Origin of the sequence: Azonexus sp. R2A61 (assembly GCF_021401135.1) — a bacterium.
Lineage (GTDB): Bacteria > Pseudomonadota > Gammaproteobacteria > Burkholderiales > Rhodocyclaceae > Azonexus.
This window is the reverse complement of record NZ_JACBFO010000002.1, coordinates 311,155-328,901: the sequence shown is the minus strand read 5'-3', so window position 1 is coordinate 328,901 and position 17,747 is coordinate 311,155. Positions and strand designations below refer to the sequence as shown.

The window sequence follows — 17,747 nt, the reverse complement described above, 5'->3', positions numbered from 1 at the left end:
GCCATCTGCCCGGCCCGGCGCGCCGTGACCGTGGGCTCGATCCGCGCCTGGTGCTTGGCGTGTTCCTCGCCGTGCTGCTGCTGGCGCCGCTGTTCCTGCCCGAGTTCTACGTGACGCTGCTCAACTACGTCGGGTTGGCCGCCCTGGTCGCCATCGGCCTGGTGCTGCTAACCGGCATCGGCGGGCTGACCTCCTTCGGCCAGGCGGCGTTCGTCGGCCTGGGCGCCTATGCCACGGCCTGGCTGACGACGACGCCGGAATTACCCGGCTGGCTGGCGTGGACCGCCGGCTCGCCCTGGGCGGCGCTGCTGCTCGGCCTACTGCTGACGGCGACGGTGGCCGTCGTGCTCGGTTCGGTGACCTTGAAGCTGTCGGGTCATTACCTGCCGCTCGGCACCATGGCCTGGGGCATCAGCCTGTTCCTGCTGTTCGGCAACATGGAATTCCTCGGCGGCCATGCCGGCCTGTCGGACATTCCGGCGATCAGCGTCTTCGGCTTCGAGTTGAGCGACAACCGGCATTACTACTATCTCGTCTGGCTGTTCGTGCTGGCCGCGCTGTTCACCACCCGCAACCTGCTCGATTCCCGCGAGGGGCGGGCCATCCGGGCGCTCAAGGGCGGCATCGTGATGGCCGAGTCGATGGGCGTGAACACTTCGCGGGCGCGCATGATCGTCTTCGTCATCGCCGCGCTGCACGCCTGCGCGGCCGGCTGGCTGTACGCCCATCTGCAGCGCTTCGTCAATCCGACGCCTTTCGGCCTGCACATCGGCATCGAGTACCTGTTCATGGCCGTCGTCGGCGGCGCCGGGCAGGTCTGGGGCGCCCTGGTCGGGGCCGGTGTGATTACCGTGCTCAAGCAGTGGCTGCAGGACATCCTGCCGAAACTGTTCGGCTCGGCCGGGCATTTCGAGAGCATCGTCTTCGGCCTGATGATGATCCTGGTGCTGCACCGGGCGCGCGCCGGCCTGTGGCCTCTGCTGGCCCGGCTGGTGCCGGTGCGCGGCGGCGACAAGACGGTGGACGCGACGGCCGAGGCCCTGCCGAAGAAGGCGCAGCCGCCGCACGGCGAGACGATCCTCGAAGCGCGCGAGGTAACGCGCAAGTTCGGCGGCCTGGTGGCCAACAACAACATGAGCCTGTCGGTGCGGGCCGGCGAGATCCTGGCCTTGATCGGTCCGAACGGCGCCGGCAAGAGCACCATGTTCAACCAGCTTTCCGGCGTCGACACGCCGACTTCCGGCGAGGTGCTGTTCCGCGGCAAGCCGGTGGCCGGCCACGATTCGCGCGAGATCGCCGCGCTGGGCATGAGCCGGACCTTCCAGCACGTGCGCCTGCTGCCCAATATGAGCGTGCTGGAGAACGTCGCCATCGGCGCCCACATGCGCGGCCAGAGCGGCGTGCTGTCGGCCGCCTGGCGGCTGGATCGCGGCGAGGAAGCGCGGCTGCTGCGCGAGGCGGCGATTCAGGTCGAGCGCGTCGGCCTGGGCGAGTTCATGCACGTCGAGGCCGGCAGTCTGGCGCTCGGCCAGCAGCGCATCCTGGAAATCGCCCGCGCCCTGTGTTCCGACCCCTGCCTGTTGCTGCTCGACGAGCCGGCGGCCGGCCTGCGCCTGAAGGAAAAACAGGCCCTGGCCGAGTTGTTGAAGCGTCTGCGCGGTGAGGGCATGGCGGTGCTGATCGTCGAGCACGACATGGATTTCGTGATGAATCTGGTCGACCGCGTGGTGGTCATGGAATTCGGCGAGAAGATCGCCGAGGGCCTGCCGGAAGAGGTCCAGCAGGACCCGGCGGTGCTCGAAGCCTATCTGGGAGGGGTCTGAGATGAGCAAGGTTCTGGAAGTGAAGGACCTCTCGGTCGCCTACGGCAAGGTCGAGGCGGTCAGCAAGCTGAGCCTGAGCGTCGAGGCGGGCAGCATCGTCACCGTGATCGGCCCGAACGGCGCCGGCAAGACGACGACGCTGTCTGCGATCATGGGCCTGCTGCCCTCGTCGGGTGAAGTGGCCTTCGACGGCAGCATCGAGCAGGTGCCGGAAGTCGAGCGCATGGTCGTGCGCGGCATGAACTTGGTGCCGGAGAAGCGCGAACTGTTCGGCAGCATGACGATCGAGGACAACCTGCTGCTCGGCGCCTTCCAGCGGCATCGCATGGGACATCGCGACGAGCGGCAGACGATGGAGGAGGTCTATGCGCTGTTTCCGCGCCTGAAGGAGCGGCGTCACCAGCAGGCCGGCACGATGTCCGGCGGCGAGCGGCAGATGCTGGCGGTCGGCCGGGCGCTGATGGCCAAGCCCAAGCTGCTGATGCTCGATGAGCCCAGCCTCGGGCTGGCGCCGCTGATCGTGCGCGAGATCTTCCGCATCATCGCCGAGCTGCGCCAGCGCGGCGTCTCCATCCTGCTGGTCGAGCAGAACGCCCGGGCCGCCCTGCAGGTGGCCGATTACGCCTACGTGCTGGAGAACGGCGCGATCAGCATGCAAGGCGAGGCGGAAGCCCTGCGCAACGATCCGCGCGTCATCGAAAGCTACCTCGGCCTGGCCAGCAAGCACCAGGCCATGCTGTCAACCTGAGGAAAGAGAATCGTCATGGAAGCCCTGCACATCATCGGCGACGAGCATCAGTCGCTGGCGGCGATCCTGCATGCCATCCGTTTCATGCTCAAGGAAGTGGCTGCCGGACGGCTGGAAGCCGACCGCCAGTTGTTCCGGGCGATGGTGCATTACCTCGACGCCTACGCCGAGCAGCGCCATCACCCCAAGGAAGACCTGCTGTTCGAGCGGCTGGCCCAACGTAGCGACGAAGGCCGGGAAGCCCTGGCGGAACTGGCCGTGCAGCACGCGGCGGCGCCGCAGCGCATCGCCGTCCTGCAGGCCGCGCTGGCCGATTACCTGGCCGACGCCGGCCGTTTTGCGGCGTTCGCCGAGGCTTTCGAGCACTACGCCGACTTCTACCGCCAGCACATGCTGCTGGAGGAGGACGTCGCCTTGCCGCTGGTCCGCAAGCATCTGTCGGCCGAGGACTGGGCCGATCTCGACGCGGCGTTCCGTGCCGAAATGGCCGGCAAGGCACTCGGCGACGGCGAGCGCGAGGATTTCGCCGCGCTGTTCAGCAAACTGGTCGACTGCGCGCCGGCACCGCTCGGTTTCGGCCCGCGTCCGTGGCGTGACGGATGACGGCAAGCCTGCCGCCGCATCCGGGACGGGTGATCGTGCTGCTCGGCATGCTGGTCGCCTTCGGGCCGCTGGCCATCGACCTCTATCTGCCCGCGCTGCCGGCCATCGCCGCCGGCCTGGCGGTGCCGGTCGAGCGGGTGCAGTGGTCGATCACCGTCTTCCTGGCCGGCTTCGCGTTCGGCATGCTGTGCTACGGGCCGCTGTCGGATCGCTACGGACGACGGCCCTTGCTGCTTGCCGGCATCGCCCTGTTCGTCGTCGCCAGTCTGGGCTGTCTGCTGGCTGTCGAGGTCGAACAACTGATCGTCGCGCGTTTCCTGCAGGCCCTGGGCGGTGGCGCCGCTTCGGTGCTGGCGCGGGCGGTGGTGCGCGACCTGTTCCACTCGGCGGAGGCGATCCGCAAGCTGTCGCTGATGGCCATGCTGACGGCCGTCGCACCCTTGCTGGCGCCGCTGCTGGGCAGTCAGTTGCTGGCCCATTTCGGCTGGCGCTCGACCTTTGCGGCCTTGCTGCTGTGGGGGCTGCTCAGCCTGTTCGTCGTCTGGCGCCTGCTGCCGGAAAGCCTGCCGGCCGAGCTGCGTGGGCGACTGTCCTGGCAGGCCGCCTTCGCCGCCTATCTGCGGCTGCTCGCCGACCCGGCGGCGCTCGGGCTGCTGCTGGCCGGCGGCATGTCCTTCGCGGCGATGTTCGCCTACATCACCGGCAGTCCGTACTACCTGATCGAACTGCAGGGCCTGACGCCGACCGCCTACAGCCTGCTGTTCGCCGCCAACGCGGCCGGCATCTTCGCCGCCAACTGGCTGAACAGCCGTCTGCTGCGCCGGCACGGCGCGGCCGGGCTGGCCGGGGCGGGCAGCGTGCTGGCTTTGCTGGCGGCCTTGCCGCTGCCGCTGGTCGCGAGCTTGTCCGGCGCCTTGCCGCTGACCCTGGGGGCGATCTTCGTCGTCGTGGCGACGACTGGGCTGCTCGGGGCCAATTGCGTCGGCCTCTTGATGGCGCGCTATCCGGCCAATGCCGGGGCCGCCGCGGCGCTGTTCGGCGCCGCCCAGTTCGGCTTCGGCATGCTGGCGAGCGCCACGGTCAGCGCGCTGCACGACGGCACTGCCCGGCCGATGGCGCTGGGCATGCTGGTGGCGAGCCTGGCTTCGTTCGCCGGCTATCTGCTTTTTCGCACGTTTGGCACGGTCGACCGTGCAATCCGATAAAAAACCGTTTCCCCGAAAGGACCCCGTCATGAGCATCCTCAATGAAGCCGAAAGCAGCCGCCTGATCCGCATCCGCGAAGGCGATCTCGACCTGCAACTGCATTACAACGACTTCGGCGACGGTGCCGAGACGGTGGTCATGCTGCACGGTTCCGGGCCGGGCGCCAGCGGCTGGGCCAACTTCAACCGCAACGTGGCGCCGCTGGTCGAAGCCGGTTACCGGGTGATCCTGATGGACTGTCCGGGCTGGAGCAAGAGCGATCCGATCGTGTGCACCGGCTCGCGTTCCGAGCTGAATGCCCGCGCCCTGAAGGGGCTCCTGGACGCCCTGGGCATCGCGCGCGCCCACCTGATCGGCAATTCGATGGGCGGCCACAGCGTCACGGCCTTCGCGCTGGCCAATCCGACGCGCATCGGCAAGCTGGTGATGATGGGCGGCGGCACCGGCGGTCCCAGCCAATTCGTGCCGATGCCGACCGAAGGCATCAAGCTGCTGCAGGCGCTGTACCGCGAACCGAGCATCGACAACCTGAAGAAGATGATGGCGGTCTTCGTCTACGACAGCAGCAGCCTGACCGAGGAGCTGTTCCAGGCGCGCCTGGACAACATGCTGCAGCGCCGCGATCACCTGGAGAACTTCGTCAAGAGCCTGGCCGCCAATCCGAAGCAGTTCACCGATTACGGCCCGCGCCTGTCGGAAATCACCGCGCCGGCCCTGGTCATCTGGGGACGCGACGACCGTTTCGTGCCGATGGACGTCGGCCTGCGCCTGATCTGGGGCATGCCCAACGCCGAGCTGCACATCTTCAACAAGTGCGGCCACTGGGCGCAGTGGGAACACGCCGACAAGTTCAACCGGATGGTGCTCGATTTCCTGAAGCACTGATCCGAAGGATTTGCCGGTCGGTCTGGCGTTGACGCCATGCCGGTCGGCGGAGGGTTCCGGCGGTTTTTATCGTTTTTGGACGGTTGACCGCAGGGACGACCGCGATGCTGCGTCATTTCAGAAGCGCTGCGGCATCGTGTTTTTCGCCGGCGAGCCTTTCGTGGTTTCCCGTCTGGAGACAACGGGAGAAGGGTTTCGTCGAATCTGGCTTTTACCAAAAGGAAAGAGGAATGAATAAAAAGATCGTCGTACTGGGGGTGGCCGCACTGGCCGCGTCGGGCGCCATGGCGCAGAGCAATGTCCAGGTGTATGGCGTGGTGGATGTCGGTTACGTGCATTTCAATGCACAAGGCAAGGATGGCATGCACACCATCGACAACGGCATGAACCTGCCGTCGCGGCTGGGTTTCAAGGGGACGGAAGACCTCGGTAACGGGCTGAAGGCGTTGTTCGTGCTGGAATACAACATCGCGCCGGACCAGAATTCCGGGATTGGCGATGCCGCCTCGAGAACCCGCTTCACCGGCACGCAGGCGCGGCAGCAATACATCGGGCTGAGCAGCCCGTACGGCACGGTGGTGGCCGGTCGTCTGCAGACGACGGGTTTCGACTTTGCCTGTACGTACAGCCCGGTCGCCGGCGGTGCGTTCAACGTGACCGACCGGATGCGGGCGACGACGGTGCTGAACTGCGGCACGGGCGGCCGTCGCGACAACGCGCTGGCCTACATCTCGCCGACCTGGGGCGGCGTCTCGTTCGCGGTGAACCACGCACGGGTGACGGAAGAGGCGGGGACGACCAATGTCGACGACGCGTACGCGAATCTGGCCTCGGTGAGCTACACCCATGAAGCGCTGAAGCTGGGTGCGGTGTACTCGAAGGTGTCGATGCGCAACACCCCGGCAGCCGACGACATCCGCGAATACGGTCTGGGCGGTACTTACGACTTCGGCGTGCTGAAGGCGTTCGCGATGTATCAGAACCAGAAGGTGAGCGGTCAGTCGAGCGACGCCAAGTGGGCGCTGGGTGTCGCGGTACCGTTCCTGGCGAAGAACACGGTGAAGCTGGCCTACGGTCAGAACCGGATCAAGAGCGGCGGTTTGAGCGATGCGGATGCGCAGGCGTACTCGGTGGTGTACAACTACGATCTGTCGAAGCGGACGCAACTGTACGCGGGCTGGACGCATGTCTCGAACGAGCGCAACGGGACGACGGCGTTTGCCGGGGACTATGTGGTGGGCAACGATGCGAACGGCGATCTGGTGTCGTTCGGCGTGACGCACAAGTTCTGATCGCCGCTAAGACGAGCTGCAAGGGAAACCCGGCCACTGGCCGGGTTTTTTCATTCGGACGGCTGGATCGCCTCGACCATGGCCAATGCCTCGGCAAATTCGAAATTGCGGACATGGGCTTGCAGCCGATTGACCTGTTCTTGCGTCATCAGGCCCCGCAGGACTGGCAGGTTCTGTTCGAAACGGCGTTGGGCTTCGGTGTTGCCGCTATCGAGAAGATCGCGCAAAGCCTCTCTGGCCGTCAGCAACGAGGCATCCGCCGGGGCCGGCCCGGTGTCGCTGGTGAGCGCCTGGCCGATGGCGGCGATCAGTTCCTTCAGTGCCGGTTCGAGCTGGTCCAGCGCCGGCGCGGCGGCCGAGCTGTCGCCGCTGTTTTCGCGGAACGGGCGTTCGATGGCGGCAGCCAGCGCCTGGATCTGCGTTGCGCCGATGTTGCCGGCGCTGCCTTTGAGCGAGTGGGCCAGTTGTCGTACGGCATTGCCGTCGCCGGCCGTCAGCGCGCGACGCAGCAGCGCGGCATCGTCGCAGTGTGTGCGCCGGAACAGTTCGAGGATCCGCAGATAACTGGTCCAGCGGCCGGAAACGACGTGCAGGCCGGCGGCGACATCCAGCCCGTCGATGGCGTACAGCGCTTCGCGTATTTCCGGGGGCTGTGCCGGCACATTCGCCGATGCGGGCGGCGATGCTGCGGACCCCTGTGCTGGCAGCCACTGCAGTAGCGCCTGATACAGTTTTTCGGGGGCGACCGGTTTGCCGATATGGTCGTTCATGCCGGCACCGAGGCAGGCTTCGCGGTCTTCGGAAAAGGCATTGGCCGTCATCGCCAGGATGGGCAGCGCGGTTTTGCCGGGCAGGGCGCGAATCCGCTGGGTGGCCTCGATACCATCGAGCCGCGGCATCTGGATGTCCATCAGGACCAGGTCGTAATCCTTGTGTTCGACCAGGTCGAGCGCCTGCTGGCCGTCGCCGGCGAGATCGACGACGATGCCGACGCTCTCCAGCAGTTCGAGCGCGACTTCCTGGTTGATCGGGTTGTCTTCGGCGAGCAGCACGCGTCGACCGCGCAGCCGGTCGAGGTCGCTCGTTTCGGCGGTGCCGCGGCGCGTCGAGATCGGCCGGTTGCCGTTGAGCATCGCTTCCTGCAGGGCATGCAGCAGGTCGCTCGGCGTCAGCGGCTTGTTGATCTGGGCCAGGATGCCCGAATCCTGCATGCGCTCGGCCGGCCAGTTGCGGCCATAGGCGGTGACCAGCACGATTCTGGGTGGCGGATGGTTCTGGGCGACGATGCGGCGGCTGGTCTCGATGCCGTCCATGCCCGGCATCGCCCAGTCGGTCAGTATCAGGTCGAAGGGGTCGCCGGCGTCGCCGGCCGTCTTGACCCGTTCGACCGCCGCTTCGCCGGAGTCGCACGCTTCGCTGCGCGCATGCACGCCGCCCAGCATGTGGCAGATGGCTTCGCGGGCGTCGGCGTCGTCGTCGACCACCAGGATGTGCAACCCGTCGGGCAGCGGCTGGCCCAGGCGGCTGGCATCCGGCCGGTGAGCGGCGGCCAGTGGCAGTTCGCACCAGAAGGTGCTGCCGTGGCCGGGCGTGCTGGCGACACCGATCCGGCCGCCCATCAGTTCGCACAGGCGCTTGCTGATCGCCAGCCCGAGCCCGGTACCGCCATAGCGCCGGGTGGTCGATCCGTCGGCCTGCTCGAAGGCCTGGAACAGCCGCGCCTGCTGTTCCTGCGCGATGCCGATGCCGGTATCGGCAACTTCGAAGCGGACCCACAGGGCTGCCGACGCATCGGCGATCCGCCGGGCGCGGAGCACGATGTTGCCGCGCTCGGTGAACTTGATCGCATTGCTGGCGAAGTTGGTCAGGATCTGCGCGATGCGCATCGCGTCGCCATGCACCAGGCGCGGAATCTCCGGGTCCAGCCGGGTGACGATTTCGAGATCCTTGGCATCGGCCTGGGTGCCGATCATCGTAGTGATTTCGCGGAAGATCTGGTCGAACTCGAAATCGGCCGTTTCGATGGCCAGGCGGTTGGCCTCGATCTTCGAAAAGTCGAGGATGTCGTTGATGATGCTCAGCAGATGCTGGGCGGCGTTCATGATCTTGTCGAGATGGTCGCGATCCTGCTTGTTGCCGGCATCCCGCCGCAGCAGATGGGCGAGACCGATGATGGCGTTCATCGGGGTGCGGATTTCGTGGCTCATGTTGGCCAGGAAGGCGCTTTTCGCGCGGTTGGCCGATTCCGCCATGTCCCGGGCGCTCTCCAGCTGGACGGTGCGCAGTTGCACCATCCGTTCGAGCTGCTCCTCGTGTTGCCGCAATTCGGCGGCGATGCGTTCGCGGTCCTCGATTTCCTGGCGCAGGGCCTGGTGGGTGTGCAGTATTTCGTGCCGCATGCGCGAGAAGTCGACGACCAGTTCGCCGATCTCGTCGCTGGCCGGCGCCCGCAGATTGACGTCGAAATCGCCTTCGGCCATCCGGTTGGCAGCCAGGGCCAGGCGTTGCACGGGACGCAGGACGGCCAGTTCGACGACGATTATCAGGGTCAGCGTCAGCAGCAAGAGGGCGCCGCCCAGCCAGCGCATCAGCGTCCGGTGATGGGCGAGATTGCCGGCGACGAAGGCTCTCAGGTCGAGATCGACGGACAGCGTGCCCAGCGTGTCGTCGGCGAAGCGGATCGGCCGGTTCAGTTGCACCATCTGGCTGTCTTCCGCCAGTTCGGGGGGCGGCTGGCCGCGCAGCGGAAAAATCTGCCGGCCGTTGCGGTCGGTCAGCCGGATTGCCTGCCATTCCGCATTCTTCTCTTCGAGCATCCGCAAGGTTTCGTGGATGCTGTCGATCTGCGCGGCAAGCAGCAGCGGGGTGATGGCGTCGACGACGCTGTCGATGTGCCGCTCGATCCGTGTCAGGTGGGCGGCCTCGGCCTGGCGCAGCGATTCCGGGAACCACAGGAACTGCAGTGCGGCGGCGATCAGTGCGCTGAGCAACAGGACCGGCAGCAGGAGTTTCAGACGGAGTTTCATGTGCGCCTCAGGGCGTCCAGTATTTTTCCAGGTCCCACGCCAGCATCGGTGCGTAGTCCTTGATCGATGCGGCAACCGGTTTGCTCATCGGCACCTTCTCCAGCAGCGCCAGTCCTTCCGGCGTTGCGGCCATCTCCAGCAGGGCCTTGCGCAGCGCAGTCCGGACTTCCGGCGGCAGCCGCGGATGGGCGGCGATCGGATGCGATGGCATTTCGCGGGTCGTATAAAAGACGCGCAGCAGCGCCTGTACGGCCGGCGTTTGTTCGGCGAGCGTCTTTTCGACGCCGCCGCCGGCCGGCAGCAAGCCGTTGGCGACGTGCAGATAGACCGAGCTGTGCGTCTTGACGTTGACCGGCTCGACCTTGACCTTGAACAGGCGTTCGAGATCGGCGCGGACCAGCAGGCTGGCGCCCAGCGCGTTGGGCGATGGAATGCCCAGGCGCTGGCCGGCCAGGTCGGCCGGCGTCCGGAACGGGCTGTCGCGGGCGACGACGATGATGCCGCGCAGCGGCGTGGCGTCGCGAATCAACGGAATGTAGCCCTGGCGGGAGCTTTCGCGCAGGATGTGGTACGGATTGGCGTAGACGATGTCGTAGCTGCCGCCCGATAGCTGGGTTTCGAATTCGGCGACCGACAGCGGGGCGACGAGCTTCAGCGGGAACCCGCTGCGCCGGGAGAGTTCATCGACGATCGGTCGCCAGACGGCAAACAGCTTGCGTTGCTCGAATTGCGGCACGACGGCGAAACTGTATTCGGTGGCGGCCAGCGCCTGCCGCCATCCCGTCAGTGCGATCAGCAGGCCGGCTGCCAGCAGGCAGACAGTCCGGCCCGACCAACGTGCTTGCGCATCCATCGCTTCCTCCTCGTCCGTTTGGTCCGTCGGTTTTACCGCCGGGCCGGTGGATCATTCGAGTGCCTGGACCTGCCGATGTGACGACAGGGAGTATTTGCCGATTTTATTTTATTTGTCGAATGGTGGAATTTTTTTCTGGGGTATCCAGGGTTATCCCCAGGGTGCCGAGCCCAGGCGTTGCAACGGATCCTGCCGGTAGTAATCGCGGAACAGTCGGTAAAGTTTCGGGTATTCCTTGGCCACGACGGCCGGCATTTCGAAGAAGGCTTCGCTGACGACGGCAAAGAATTCCTCCGGCGCTTCGGCGGCGTAAGGGTCGATACGGGTGTCTTCGCCACGCTCGACGCGGGCGCAGAAATCTTCCCAGGCCGCGAAAAGGGTGCTTTCCCAGGTGTCGACCGCAAGACCGGAATGCAGCGCGGGAACGCCGTCGACCGCGCCGTTGAGCATGTCCAGCTTGTGCGCGAATTCGTGGATGACCACGTTGTAGCCGTCGCCGGCCATCTGCACGTCGCGCCACGAGACGAGCAACGGGCCGCCTTCCCAGGCCTCGCCGGAAAGCACGTCGTCGAATTCGTGCACGATGCCGTCTTCGTCCTCGATCCGGCGGCTGACCACGAATTCGTCGGGGTAGACGACGATGCCGACCCAGTCGCGGTAGGCGGAGAGGCCGAGTTCAAGGATCGGCAGGCAGCCCTGGGCGGCGATCGAGACGCAGATGGCGTCGCTCAGTTCAAGCCCGCCGGCGGCGGAAAATTCCTTTTCGGCGAGAAAGCCCTCGGCCAGGGTTTTCAGCTTTTTTTGCTCGTCGACCGCAAGCGCGGCGAGAAAGGGCAGACCGGCCACGGTCGACCGCCACAAATCGTCGGAAATCGGCCGCGGACGGGGGCGGCGCAGCCAGTCGAGCAGTCCCATCAGGCTTTCTTCATGGTCAGCCAGATGCCGGCGAAGATCAGCGCGATGCCGGCATAGTGGTACCAGAGCGGAATTTCGCCGAGAAAGATGACCGACAGCAGCGTGCCGAATACCGGCATCAAGTGGATGAACAGGCTGGCCCGGCTGGCCCCGACGTCGGCGACGCCGCGGTTGTAGAAGATGTAGCCGACGAAACTGGGAAAGACGCCGACGTAGGCGATCGACGCCAGCGAACCGGCATGCAGCATGATCTGCCGGCCCTGCGCGATTTCCCAAAGATAAGCGGGGGTCAGCGCCAGCAATCCGACGGCGGTGAATGCCGCCAGCAGCAACATCGGGTGGACGCCGGCCGGCCGCCAGGCCAGGCCGACGGTATACACGGCCCAGGCGGCGACGGCGGCGAGCATCCACAGGTCGCCGGCGTTGAGCTTGAGGTGCAGCAGGATGTGCGGATCGCCGTGCGCGACGATGGTCAGCGCGCCGGCCAGCGAGATGAATACGCCAAAGGCGGCCAGCGGTTTCAGGCGCTTGCCGAGGAAAGCCCAGGAAATGGCGATGGTGGCGATTGGAATGAAGGAATTGAGCAGTACGGCGTTGGTCGCGGTTGTCGTCTGCAGGCCGAGATAGGCAAAGGTGTTGTAACAGCCGACGCCGAGCAGGCCGAGCAGCAGCACCGGCTTCCAGCCGCGGCACAGCAGCGGCCACTGGCTTTTCAGATGCGGCAGCGCCAGCGGCAGCACCAGCAGGAAGGCAATCGCCCAGCGCCAGAAGGCCAGGGCCAGTGGCGGTACGTCGGCGCGGATGCCGCGGCCGAGCACCATGTTGCCGGACCAGAACAGGGCGGTCAGCGTCAGCAGGAGATAGGGGTTGCGGAGCAGGCTGGGCATGGTCGGCGGATTATGCCCCAAGCCGGCAGGCCCGCGCTGCTCCGGGAAAACCCTGTCAGGGGCGGGGGGCCAGCGCCTGCCGGCGAACGCCGGCCAGCCGCTCGAGCAGGCGGTCGCGTTCGGCATGCAGCTCGTTCAGGCGCCGCCGGGCCTCGTCCGGGACCACGGCATGGCGGTGGGCGAGTTCGTTACCGAGCGCGTGGATGCGTTCGTGTTGCAGCAACAGGTCGGGGAAGGCCGGCAGTTGCCGGTAGCGCTCGATGCCTTCCGATTGCAGCCAGTGTCCGAAACGGCATTCGGTCGGGTCGAGCGGCGGCAGCGGCAGGCTGTCGCCCGGTTCGCCGAGCAGTCGGCGTTCGAGTTGTTCGATCCAGCGCAGATGGTCGATTTCGATCATCAGCAGGCCGAGATCCTCGATCGGCCAGCGCTCGGTTTGCCGCCAACTGTCCGGCAACTGCCAGCGGTTGCTCCAGGCGCCGGCTTCGCTCGCCGGCATCGGCGGCGCGATGGCCTGGCCCTGGCCCCAATCGCAACCCAGGCGCAGCAGCATCACGCCGTGCGCCTCGGTTTCGATGCCGACGGCGACGGTGCGCTGCCGGAAGGCTGCGGCCAGGCCGATGGCGCCGTCGACGATGGCCAGATCGTCCGGGTCTTCGAGGATGCGGCCGATGAAACTGCGATCGATCTTCAGGGCCTGCACCGGGAGTTGCTTCAGGCTGGCCAGCGAGGAGTAGCCGGTGCCGAAATGATCGATCGCGATCTGCAGCCCGAGTCGCCGGCATTCGCCGATGCGTTCGGCAACGTGCGGCAGGTCGCGCAGTGCCGCGCTCTCCGGAATCTCCAGCTCGAACATGCTGGCAGTCAGCGCCGGATGGCGCTTCAGGCGGTCGGCGAAACGGCTGGCGAAACCGGTGCACTGCAGGTGCAGCGCATCGATGTTGATGGCGACATTCCAGGTGCGCCCTTCGGCAACCCAGGCGGCGAGGTCGCTCACCGCACGATCGATGACGTATTCGCCGAGTTCGACATGCAACCCGGCCTGTTCGATGCGGAACAGGAAGCGCTCGGGCAGCAGCAGGCCGTGGAGCGGATGCTGCCAGCGGACCAGGGCTTCCATGCCGAGGATGCGCCCGGTGCGCAGGTCGACGCGCGGCTGGTAGTACAGCAGGAATTCCTGGCGGGCCAGCGCGCCCTGCAGTTCGCTCAGTTGCTCGTGATGCACGCCGTCCGTTTGCTGGCCGAACAGCAGGTAGCGGTGGCGGCCGGCCTGTTTGGCCGCGTACATCGCCTGGTCGGCCTGGCGCAGCAGGGTGTCCGGATCGCTGCCGTCGGTCGGGTAGACCGTCACGCCGATGCTCGCCGAGACGACGGCCTCGCCCTCGCTGAGCTTGACCGGCAGCGAGACCGCTTCGCTGATCCGCATCAGCGCCTGTTCGCATTCGCTGTAGCCGCCGAGTTCCCCCAGCAGGATGACGAATTCGTCTCCGCCGAGGCGGCTGACCGTATCGCTCTGCCGGACGCTGGCGGTCAGCCGGCCGGCGATTTCCACCAGCAGCCGGTCGCCGGCCTTGTGTCCCCAACGGTCGTTAACCGGTTTGAAGTTATCGAGATCGAGGTAGCAGACGGCGAGCAGATCGCCGCGCCGCCGTGCCTGGCCGATTGCCTGAGCGAGGCGGTCGGCCAGCAGCAGGCGATTGGGCAGGCCGGTCAGGGCATCGTAGTAGGCCATCCGTTCGAGTGCTTCGTGACTTTGCTTGATGCCGGTGATGTCGGAGGAAATGCTGATGAAATGGCTGATCCTGGCGTTCTGGTCGCGGATCGAGGAAATGCTCGTCTGTTGCGCGTAGACCGTGCCATCCTTGCGCCGATTCCAGATTTCGCCGCGCCAGATGCCGTCGCGTTGCAAGGCTTGCCAGAGCAACTGGTAAAAGGTGGCGTCGTGGTGCCCGGAGCGCAACAGGCGTGGCGTCTGGCCGATCAGTTCGTCGTGCGGATAGCCGGTCAGCCGGCAGGCGCTGTTGTTGACGTCTACGATGCGTCCGCTGGCATCGGTGATCAGGATGGCTTCCCCGGCATTCTCGAAGACGCCCGCAGCCAGTCGCAACGAGGCTTCGTTCTGGCGCAGGCGGCGGTTGGTCCTGGCAATCCAGTGGATGATCGTCAGCAGGACGAGCAGTGCGCCGACCCACAACGCCGTGATCCAGTGACCGTAACGGGCAACGATATCGGCCCAGGTGATCGCCTGGCGGGCGTAGGGGCCGAGCCGGGCTTCGCGGAACAGGTCGAGCACGCTCTGGTAGTTCTGCGACAAGGTCCAGCCGTAGATGCCGGCACTACGGGCCGCCGGATCGTCGGGACGCAGTTCGAGCAGGGCGATCAACACTTCCTTGCGCAAGCCTTCGGGAAAACCGGCGATGCTGGCGAAGGGCCATTCAGGGTAGAGGCGGGTACTGTGCTGGAACGGGTAGCCGGCATCCTTGCGCTCATCGACGATCTTCAGCTGGCCGGCCGTCAATTGCCCCCGGGCGATCATCGACTCGATCAGGTCGGAGCGGACCAGGCCGACGTCGGCTCGACCCTCCAGTACGCCGGCAACGACCTTCTCGTGGTTTTCGGTGCTGAGCAGTTCGCCGCAATCGTGTTCGAGATCGACGCCCTGAGCCAGGGCTTCGCGCAGGTGCACCTGCCAGCCGCCGAGGCTGGAGGTGTCCGGGATCATCACGCGCTTCCCCTTAAGGTCGCGGTAATGGGCGATGTCGCTGCGCTCGACCCGGGCGATCGCCGTGCCGCCGAACTGGCTTAGCGGACCGTTCGGTCCGGCGATCAGCCGGGTGGCGATACGCGCTACCTCTCCGGTGCTTTCCAGTTCGGTGTAGTGGCCGGTATTGGTGATCAGCAGATCGATCTCGTGGCGGGCGACCGCCTCGTCGATCGCCTGATAGCCGAGTGGCCGCAGTTCGACCGGTCGCTGCAGGCGTTGCGTCAGATAGTCGGCATGCCCCTGCCAGTCCTGGCGGGCCTGCGCTTCGCCCCGGTAGGCGAGCACGCCCAGGCGGATGCCCGGCCGCTCGGCGATATCGCTCCCGGCCATGACGGATGTAGCCGTCAGCAGTGCGGTGCCGAGCAGGACGAGCAGGCGGAGGCGCATGCGTTCACACCAAGGGGCGAGGTATGAAACCATCTTATAACACTGTGCGATGCGCCCGGAAAACATTCGGCATTGCGCGGACCGATCTATAATCCGGCCCCATGGTCTCCGTCGTGCATTCCGTCGCCGCGCAGAGCGACTTCGAGCAGTACTTCTCCAAACTTTCGGATGGTTTGGCGGCCGATGACGTGTCCCGTCTGCGGGCCGCCGTCGAATACGCCTGGCAGGTCTATGCCGATCAGACGCTGGGCAGCGGCGAGCGTATCTGGGCCCATGCGCTGGGGATGGCAGTGATCATTGCCGGGCTCAAGCTCGACGTCGAATCCCGGATTGCCGCCGTGCTGTTCGCCATACCCGCGCAGGACGAGCACGGCATTACCCGGATCGAGGAAAAGTTCGGTCGGCCGGCCGCGCATCTGGTGCAGGGCATCTCGCGCCTGAACCGGCTGCGGCCGATTGCCAAGGGCTTCGTTGCCGCCGATCTGGAAGGCGGCGAGGCCAATCCGGCAGAAATGCGCGCCCAGGTCGAGGTGTTGCGCAAGATGCTGCTGGCCATGGTCGAAGACATCCGGGTCGTGCTGTTGCGGCTGGCCAGTCGCACGCAGACCTTGCGCTTCTATGCTGCCAGCCCCGACGATCTGCGCGTCCAGGTGGCGCGCGAGACGCTCGAACTCTACTCGCCGCTGGCCAATCGCCTGGGGGTCTGGGAATTGAAATGGGAGCTGGAGGATCTGTCCTTCCGCTTCATGCATCCGGAAACCTACAAGTCGATCGCCAGGCAACTGGACGAGAAGCGCAGCGAGCGCGAGGCCTTCATCGCCGACGCGGTGCGCCGCGTGCGCGAGGAACTGGAGGCCTCGGGCATCGATAATGCCGAAATCTACGGTCGACCGAAGCACATCTACAGTATCTGGAACAAGATGCGCAAGAAGGGCGTCGAGTTCTCGGAAGTCTATGACGTGCGGGCGTTGCGCATCATTGTCGACGACATCAAGGACTGCTACACCGCGCTGGGCATCGTGCACAACCTGTGGGTGCCGATTTCCAAGGAGTTCGACGATTACATCTCGAAGCCCAAGGGCAACCACTACCGCTCGCTGCACACCGCGGTCAGCTGCCCGGACGGGCGCAGCCTGGAAATCCAGATCCGTACCTGGGAGATGCACAAGCACGCCGAGCTCGGTGTTGCCGCGCACTGGCGCTACAAGGAAGGCGCCAAGGCGCCGGGTGCCGACGACTACGACGAGAAGATCGCCTGGCTGCGCCAGCTGCTGACCTGGAAAGACGAAGTCGCCGACAGTTCCGACTGGGTTCGTCACTACAAGCAGGCGGCGCTCGACGAGACGATCTACGTGCTGACGCCGCAAGGCCGGGTGGTCGACCTGCCGGCCGGCTCGACCCCGGTCGATTTCGCCTACCGCGTGCATACCGATCTCGGCCACCGCTGCCGCGGCGCCAAGGTCGGCGGCCAGCTGGTGCCGCTTAACACCTCGTTGCAGACCGGGCAGCAGGTCGAGATCGTCACCGCCAAGCTCGGTGGGCCGTCGCGCGACTGGCTGAATCCGTCGCTCGGCTATATCCAGACCAAGAGCGCCCGGACCAAGGTGCGCGCCTGGTTCGCCAATCTGGCGCTGGAGGAAACCCTGGCCGAAGGCCGCTCGCTGATCGTCAAGGAACTGCAGCGCGCCGGCCAGACCGGCGCCAACGTCGAGGAACTGGCGCGCAAGATGGGCTTTGCCAAGGCCGACGACATGTACATCGCGGCGGCACGCGGCGACATGAACCAGCGCCAGTTCCAGGCGGTGGCCCGCGGCGGCGATCTGCTGGCCGAGACGACACCGCCGGACGCCGTGGCGACGCGGCCGAGCAAGCCGGTGGATGGCAACCAGGGCATCCTGATCGTCGGTGTCGACAAGCTGCTGACGCAACTGGCGCGTTGCTGCAAGCCGGCGCCGCCCGATGAAATCCAGGGCTTCGTCACGCGCGGCAAGGGCATCTCGATCCATCGCGGCGACTGCCCGAATTTCGCCAATCTCGCCGCCCTGCATCCCGAGCGCGTGATCGAGACCGAATGGGGCGGCCAGACCACCGGCGTGTTCGCCGCCGACATCATTGTCGACGCGCACGACCGTCAAGGCCTGCTGCGCGACATCTCGGAAATCTATGCCCGCGAGAAAATCAACGTCACCGGGGTCAACACCCAGTCGAAACAGGGTAAGGCGCACATGAGCTTTACTGTCGAGATCGCCAACCTGCAGCAGTTGCAGCGCACGCTGACGCTGATCCATGAAGTGGAGGGCGTGGTCGGCGTACGGCGTGCCTGAGATCGTTCGGGCCGTTCTCGCTCGGACGAAGTGGCGG

12 protein-coding genes are annotated in these 17,747 nt (G+C 66.0%); 7 read left to right on the top strand and 5 right to left on the bottom strand.

Features of this window, described 5'->3' with window-relative positions; all coding sequences use genetic code 11:
* Positions 1 to 5 precede the first annotated feature (5 nt).
* The 6 genes from L0962_RS06675 (at position 6) to L0962_RS06650 (ending at position 6,557) form a co-directional block, all read left to right on the top strand.
* Positions 6 to 1,823: an ATP-binding cassette domain-containing protein gene (locus L0962_RS06675; RefSeq protein ID WP_234086217.1), complete on the top strand. Its 1,818-nt coding sequence runs from the start codon at positions 6 to 8 to the stop codon at positions 1,821 to 1,823.
* A gap of 1 nt (position 1,824) precedes the next feature.
* Positions 1,825 to 2,571 (top strand): ABC transporter ATP-binding protein, encoded by a 747-nt coding sequence (locus L0962_RS06670; RefSeq protein ID WP_234085577.1) that lies wholly within the window; start codon positions 1,825 to 1,827, stop codon positions 2,569 to 2,571.
* Positions 2,572 to 2,586: 15 nt separating this feature from the next.
* Positions 2,587 to 3,174 carry a hemerythrin domain-containing protein gene (locus L0962_RS06665; protein WP_234085576.1) on the top strand — a complete coding sequence of 196 codons (588 nt, stop codon included), beginning with the start codon at positions 2,587 to 2,589 and terminating at the stop codon, positions 3,172 to 3,174.
* Positions 3,171 to 4,379 (top strand): multidrug effflux MFS transporter, encoded by a 1,209-nt coding sequence (locus L0962_RS06660; RefSeq protein ID WP_234085575.1) that lies wholly within the window; start codon positions 3,171 to 3,173, stop codon positions 4,377 to 4,379. The genes L0962_RS06665 and L0962_RS06660 overlap by 4 nt, the downstream gene beginning before the upstream one ends.
* Positions 4,380 to 4,407: 28 nt before the next feature.
* Positions 4,408 to 5,265, top strand: coding sequence for an alpha/beta fold hydrolase (locus L0962_RS06655; protein WP_234085574.1), 858 nt, complete (start codon positions 4,408 to 4,410; stop codon positions 5,263 to 5,265).
* Between the two features lie 230 nt (positions 5,266 to 5,495).
* The gene (locus L0962_RS06650) at positions 5,496 to 6,557 is read left to right on the top strand and encodes a porin (protein WP_234085573.1); all 1,062 of its coding nucleotides are present in this window, start codon (positions 5,496 to 5,498) and stop codon (positions 6,555 to 6,557) included.
* Positions 6,558 to 6,607: 50 nt separating this feature from the next.
* Here L0962_RS06650 and L0962_RS06645 read toward each other — a convergent pair whose 3' ends face one another.
* From L0962_RS06645 to L0962_RS06625, 5 genes are all read right to left on the bottom strand, one after another.
* Positions 6,608 to 9,583: a response regulator gene (locus L0962_RS06645; protein WP_234085572.1), complete on the bottom strand. Its 2,976-nt coding sequence runs from the start codon at positions 9,581 to 9,583 to the stop codon at positions 6,608 to 6,610.
* A gap of 7 nt (positions 9,584 to 9,590) precedes the next feature.
* Positions 9,591 to 10,436, bottom strand: coding sequence for a phosphate/phosphite/phosphonate ABC transporter substrate-binding protein (locus tag L0962_RS06640; protein WP_234085571.1), 846 nt, complete (start codon positions 10,434 to 10,436; stop codon positions 9,591 to 9,593).
* A gap of 150 nt (positions 10,437 to 10,586) precedes the next feature.
* Positions 10,587 to 11,351, bottom strand: coding sequence for a zinc-dependent peptidase (locus tag L0962_RS06635; protein WP_234085570.1), 765 nt, complete (start codon positions 11,349 to 11,351; stop codon positions 10,587 to 10,589).
* The gene (locus tag L0962_RS06630) at positions 11,351 to 12,238 is read right to left on the bottom strand and encodes a DMT family transporter (RefSeq protein WP_234085569.1); all 888 of its coding nucleotides are present in this window, start codon (positions 12,236 to 12,238) and stop codon (positions 11,351 to 11,353) included. Before L0962_RS06630 ends, L0962_RS06635 begins: the two co-directional genes overlap by 1 nt.
* Before the next feature lie 55 nt (positions 12,239 to 12,293).
* Positions 12,294 to 15,386 (bottom strand): EAL domain-containing protein, encoded by a 3,093-nt coding sequence (locus tag L0962_RS06625; RefSeq protein ID WP_234085568.1) that lies wholly within the window; start codon positions 15,384 to 15,386, stop codon positions 12,294 to 12,296.
* Positions 15,387 to 15,487: 101 nt separating this feature from the next.
* Here L0962_RS06625 and L0962_RS06620 point away from each other — a divergent pair, with 101 nt between their 5' ends.
* Complete coding sequence (locus tag L0962_RS06620) at positions 15,488 to 17,710, top strand: bifunctional (p)ppGpp synthetase/guanosine-3',5'-bis(diphosphate) 3'-pyrophosphohydrolase (RefSeq protein WP_234085567.1); 2,223 nt, start codon at positions 15,488 to 15,490, stop codon at positions 17,708 to 17,710.
* The last annotated feature ends 37 nt before the right edge of the window (positions 17,711 to 17,747 follow it).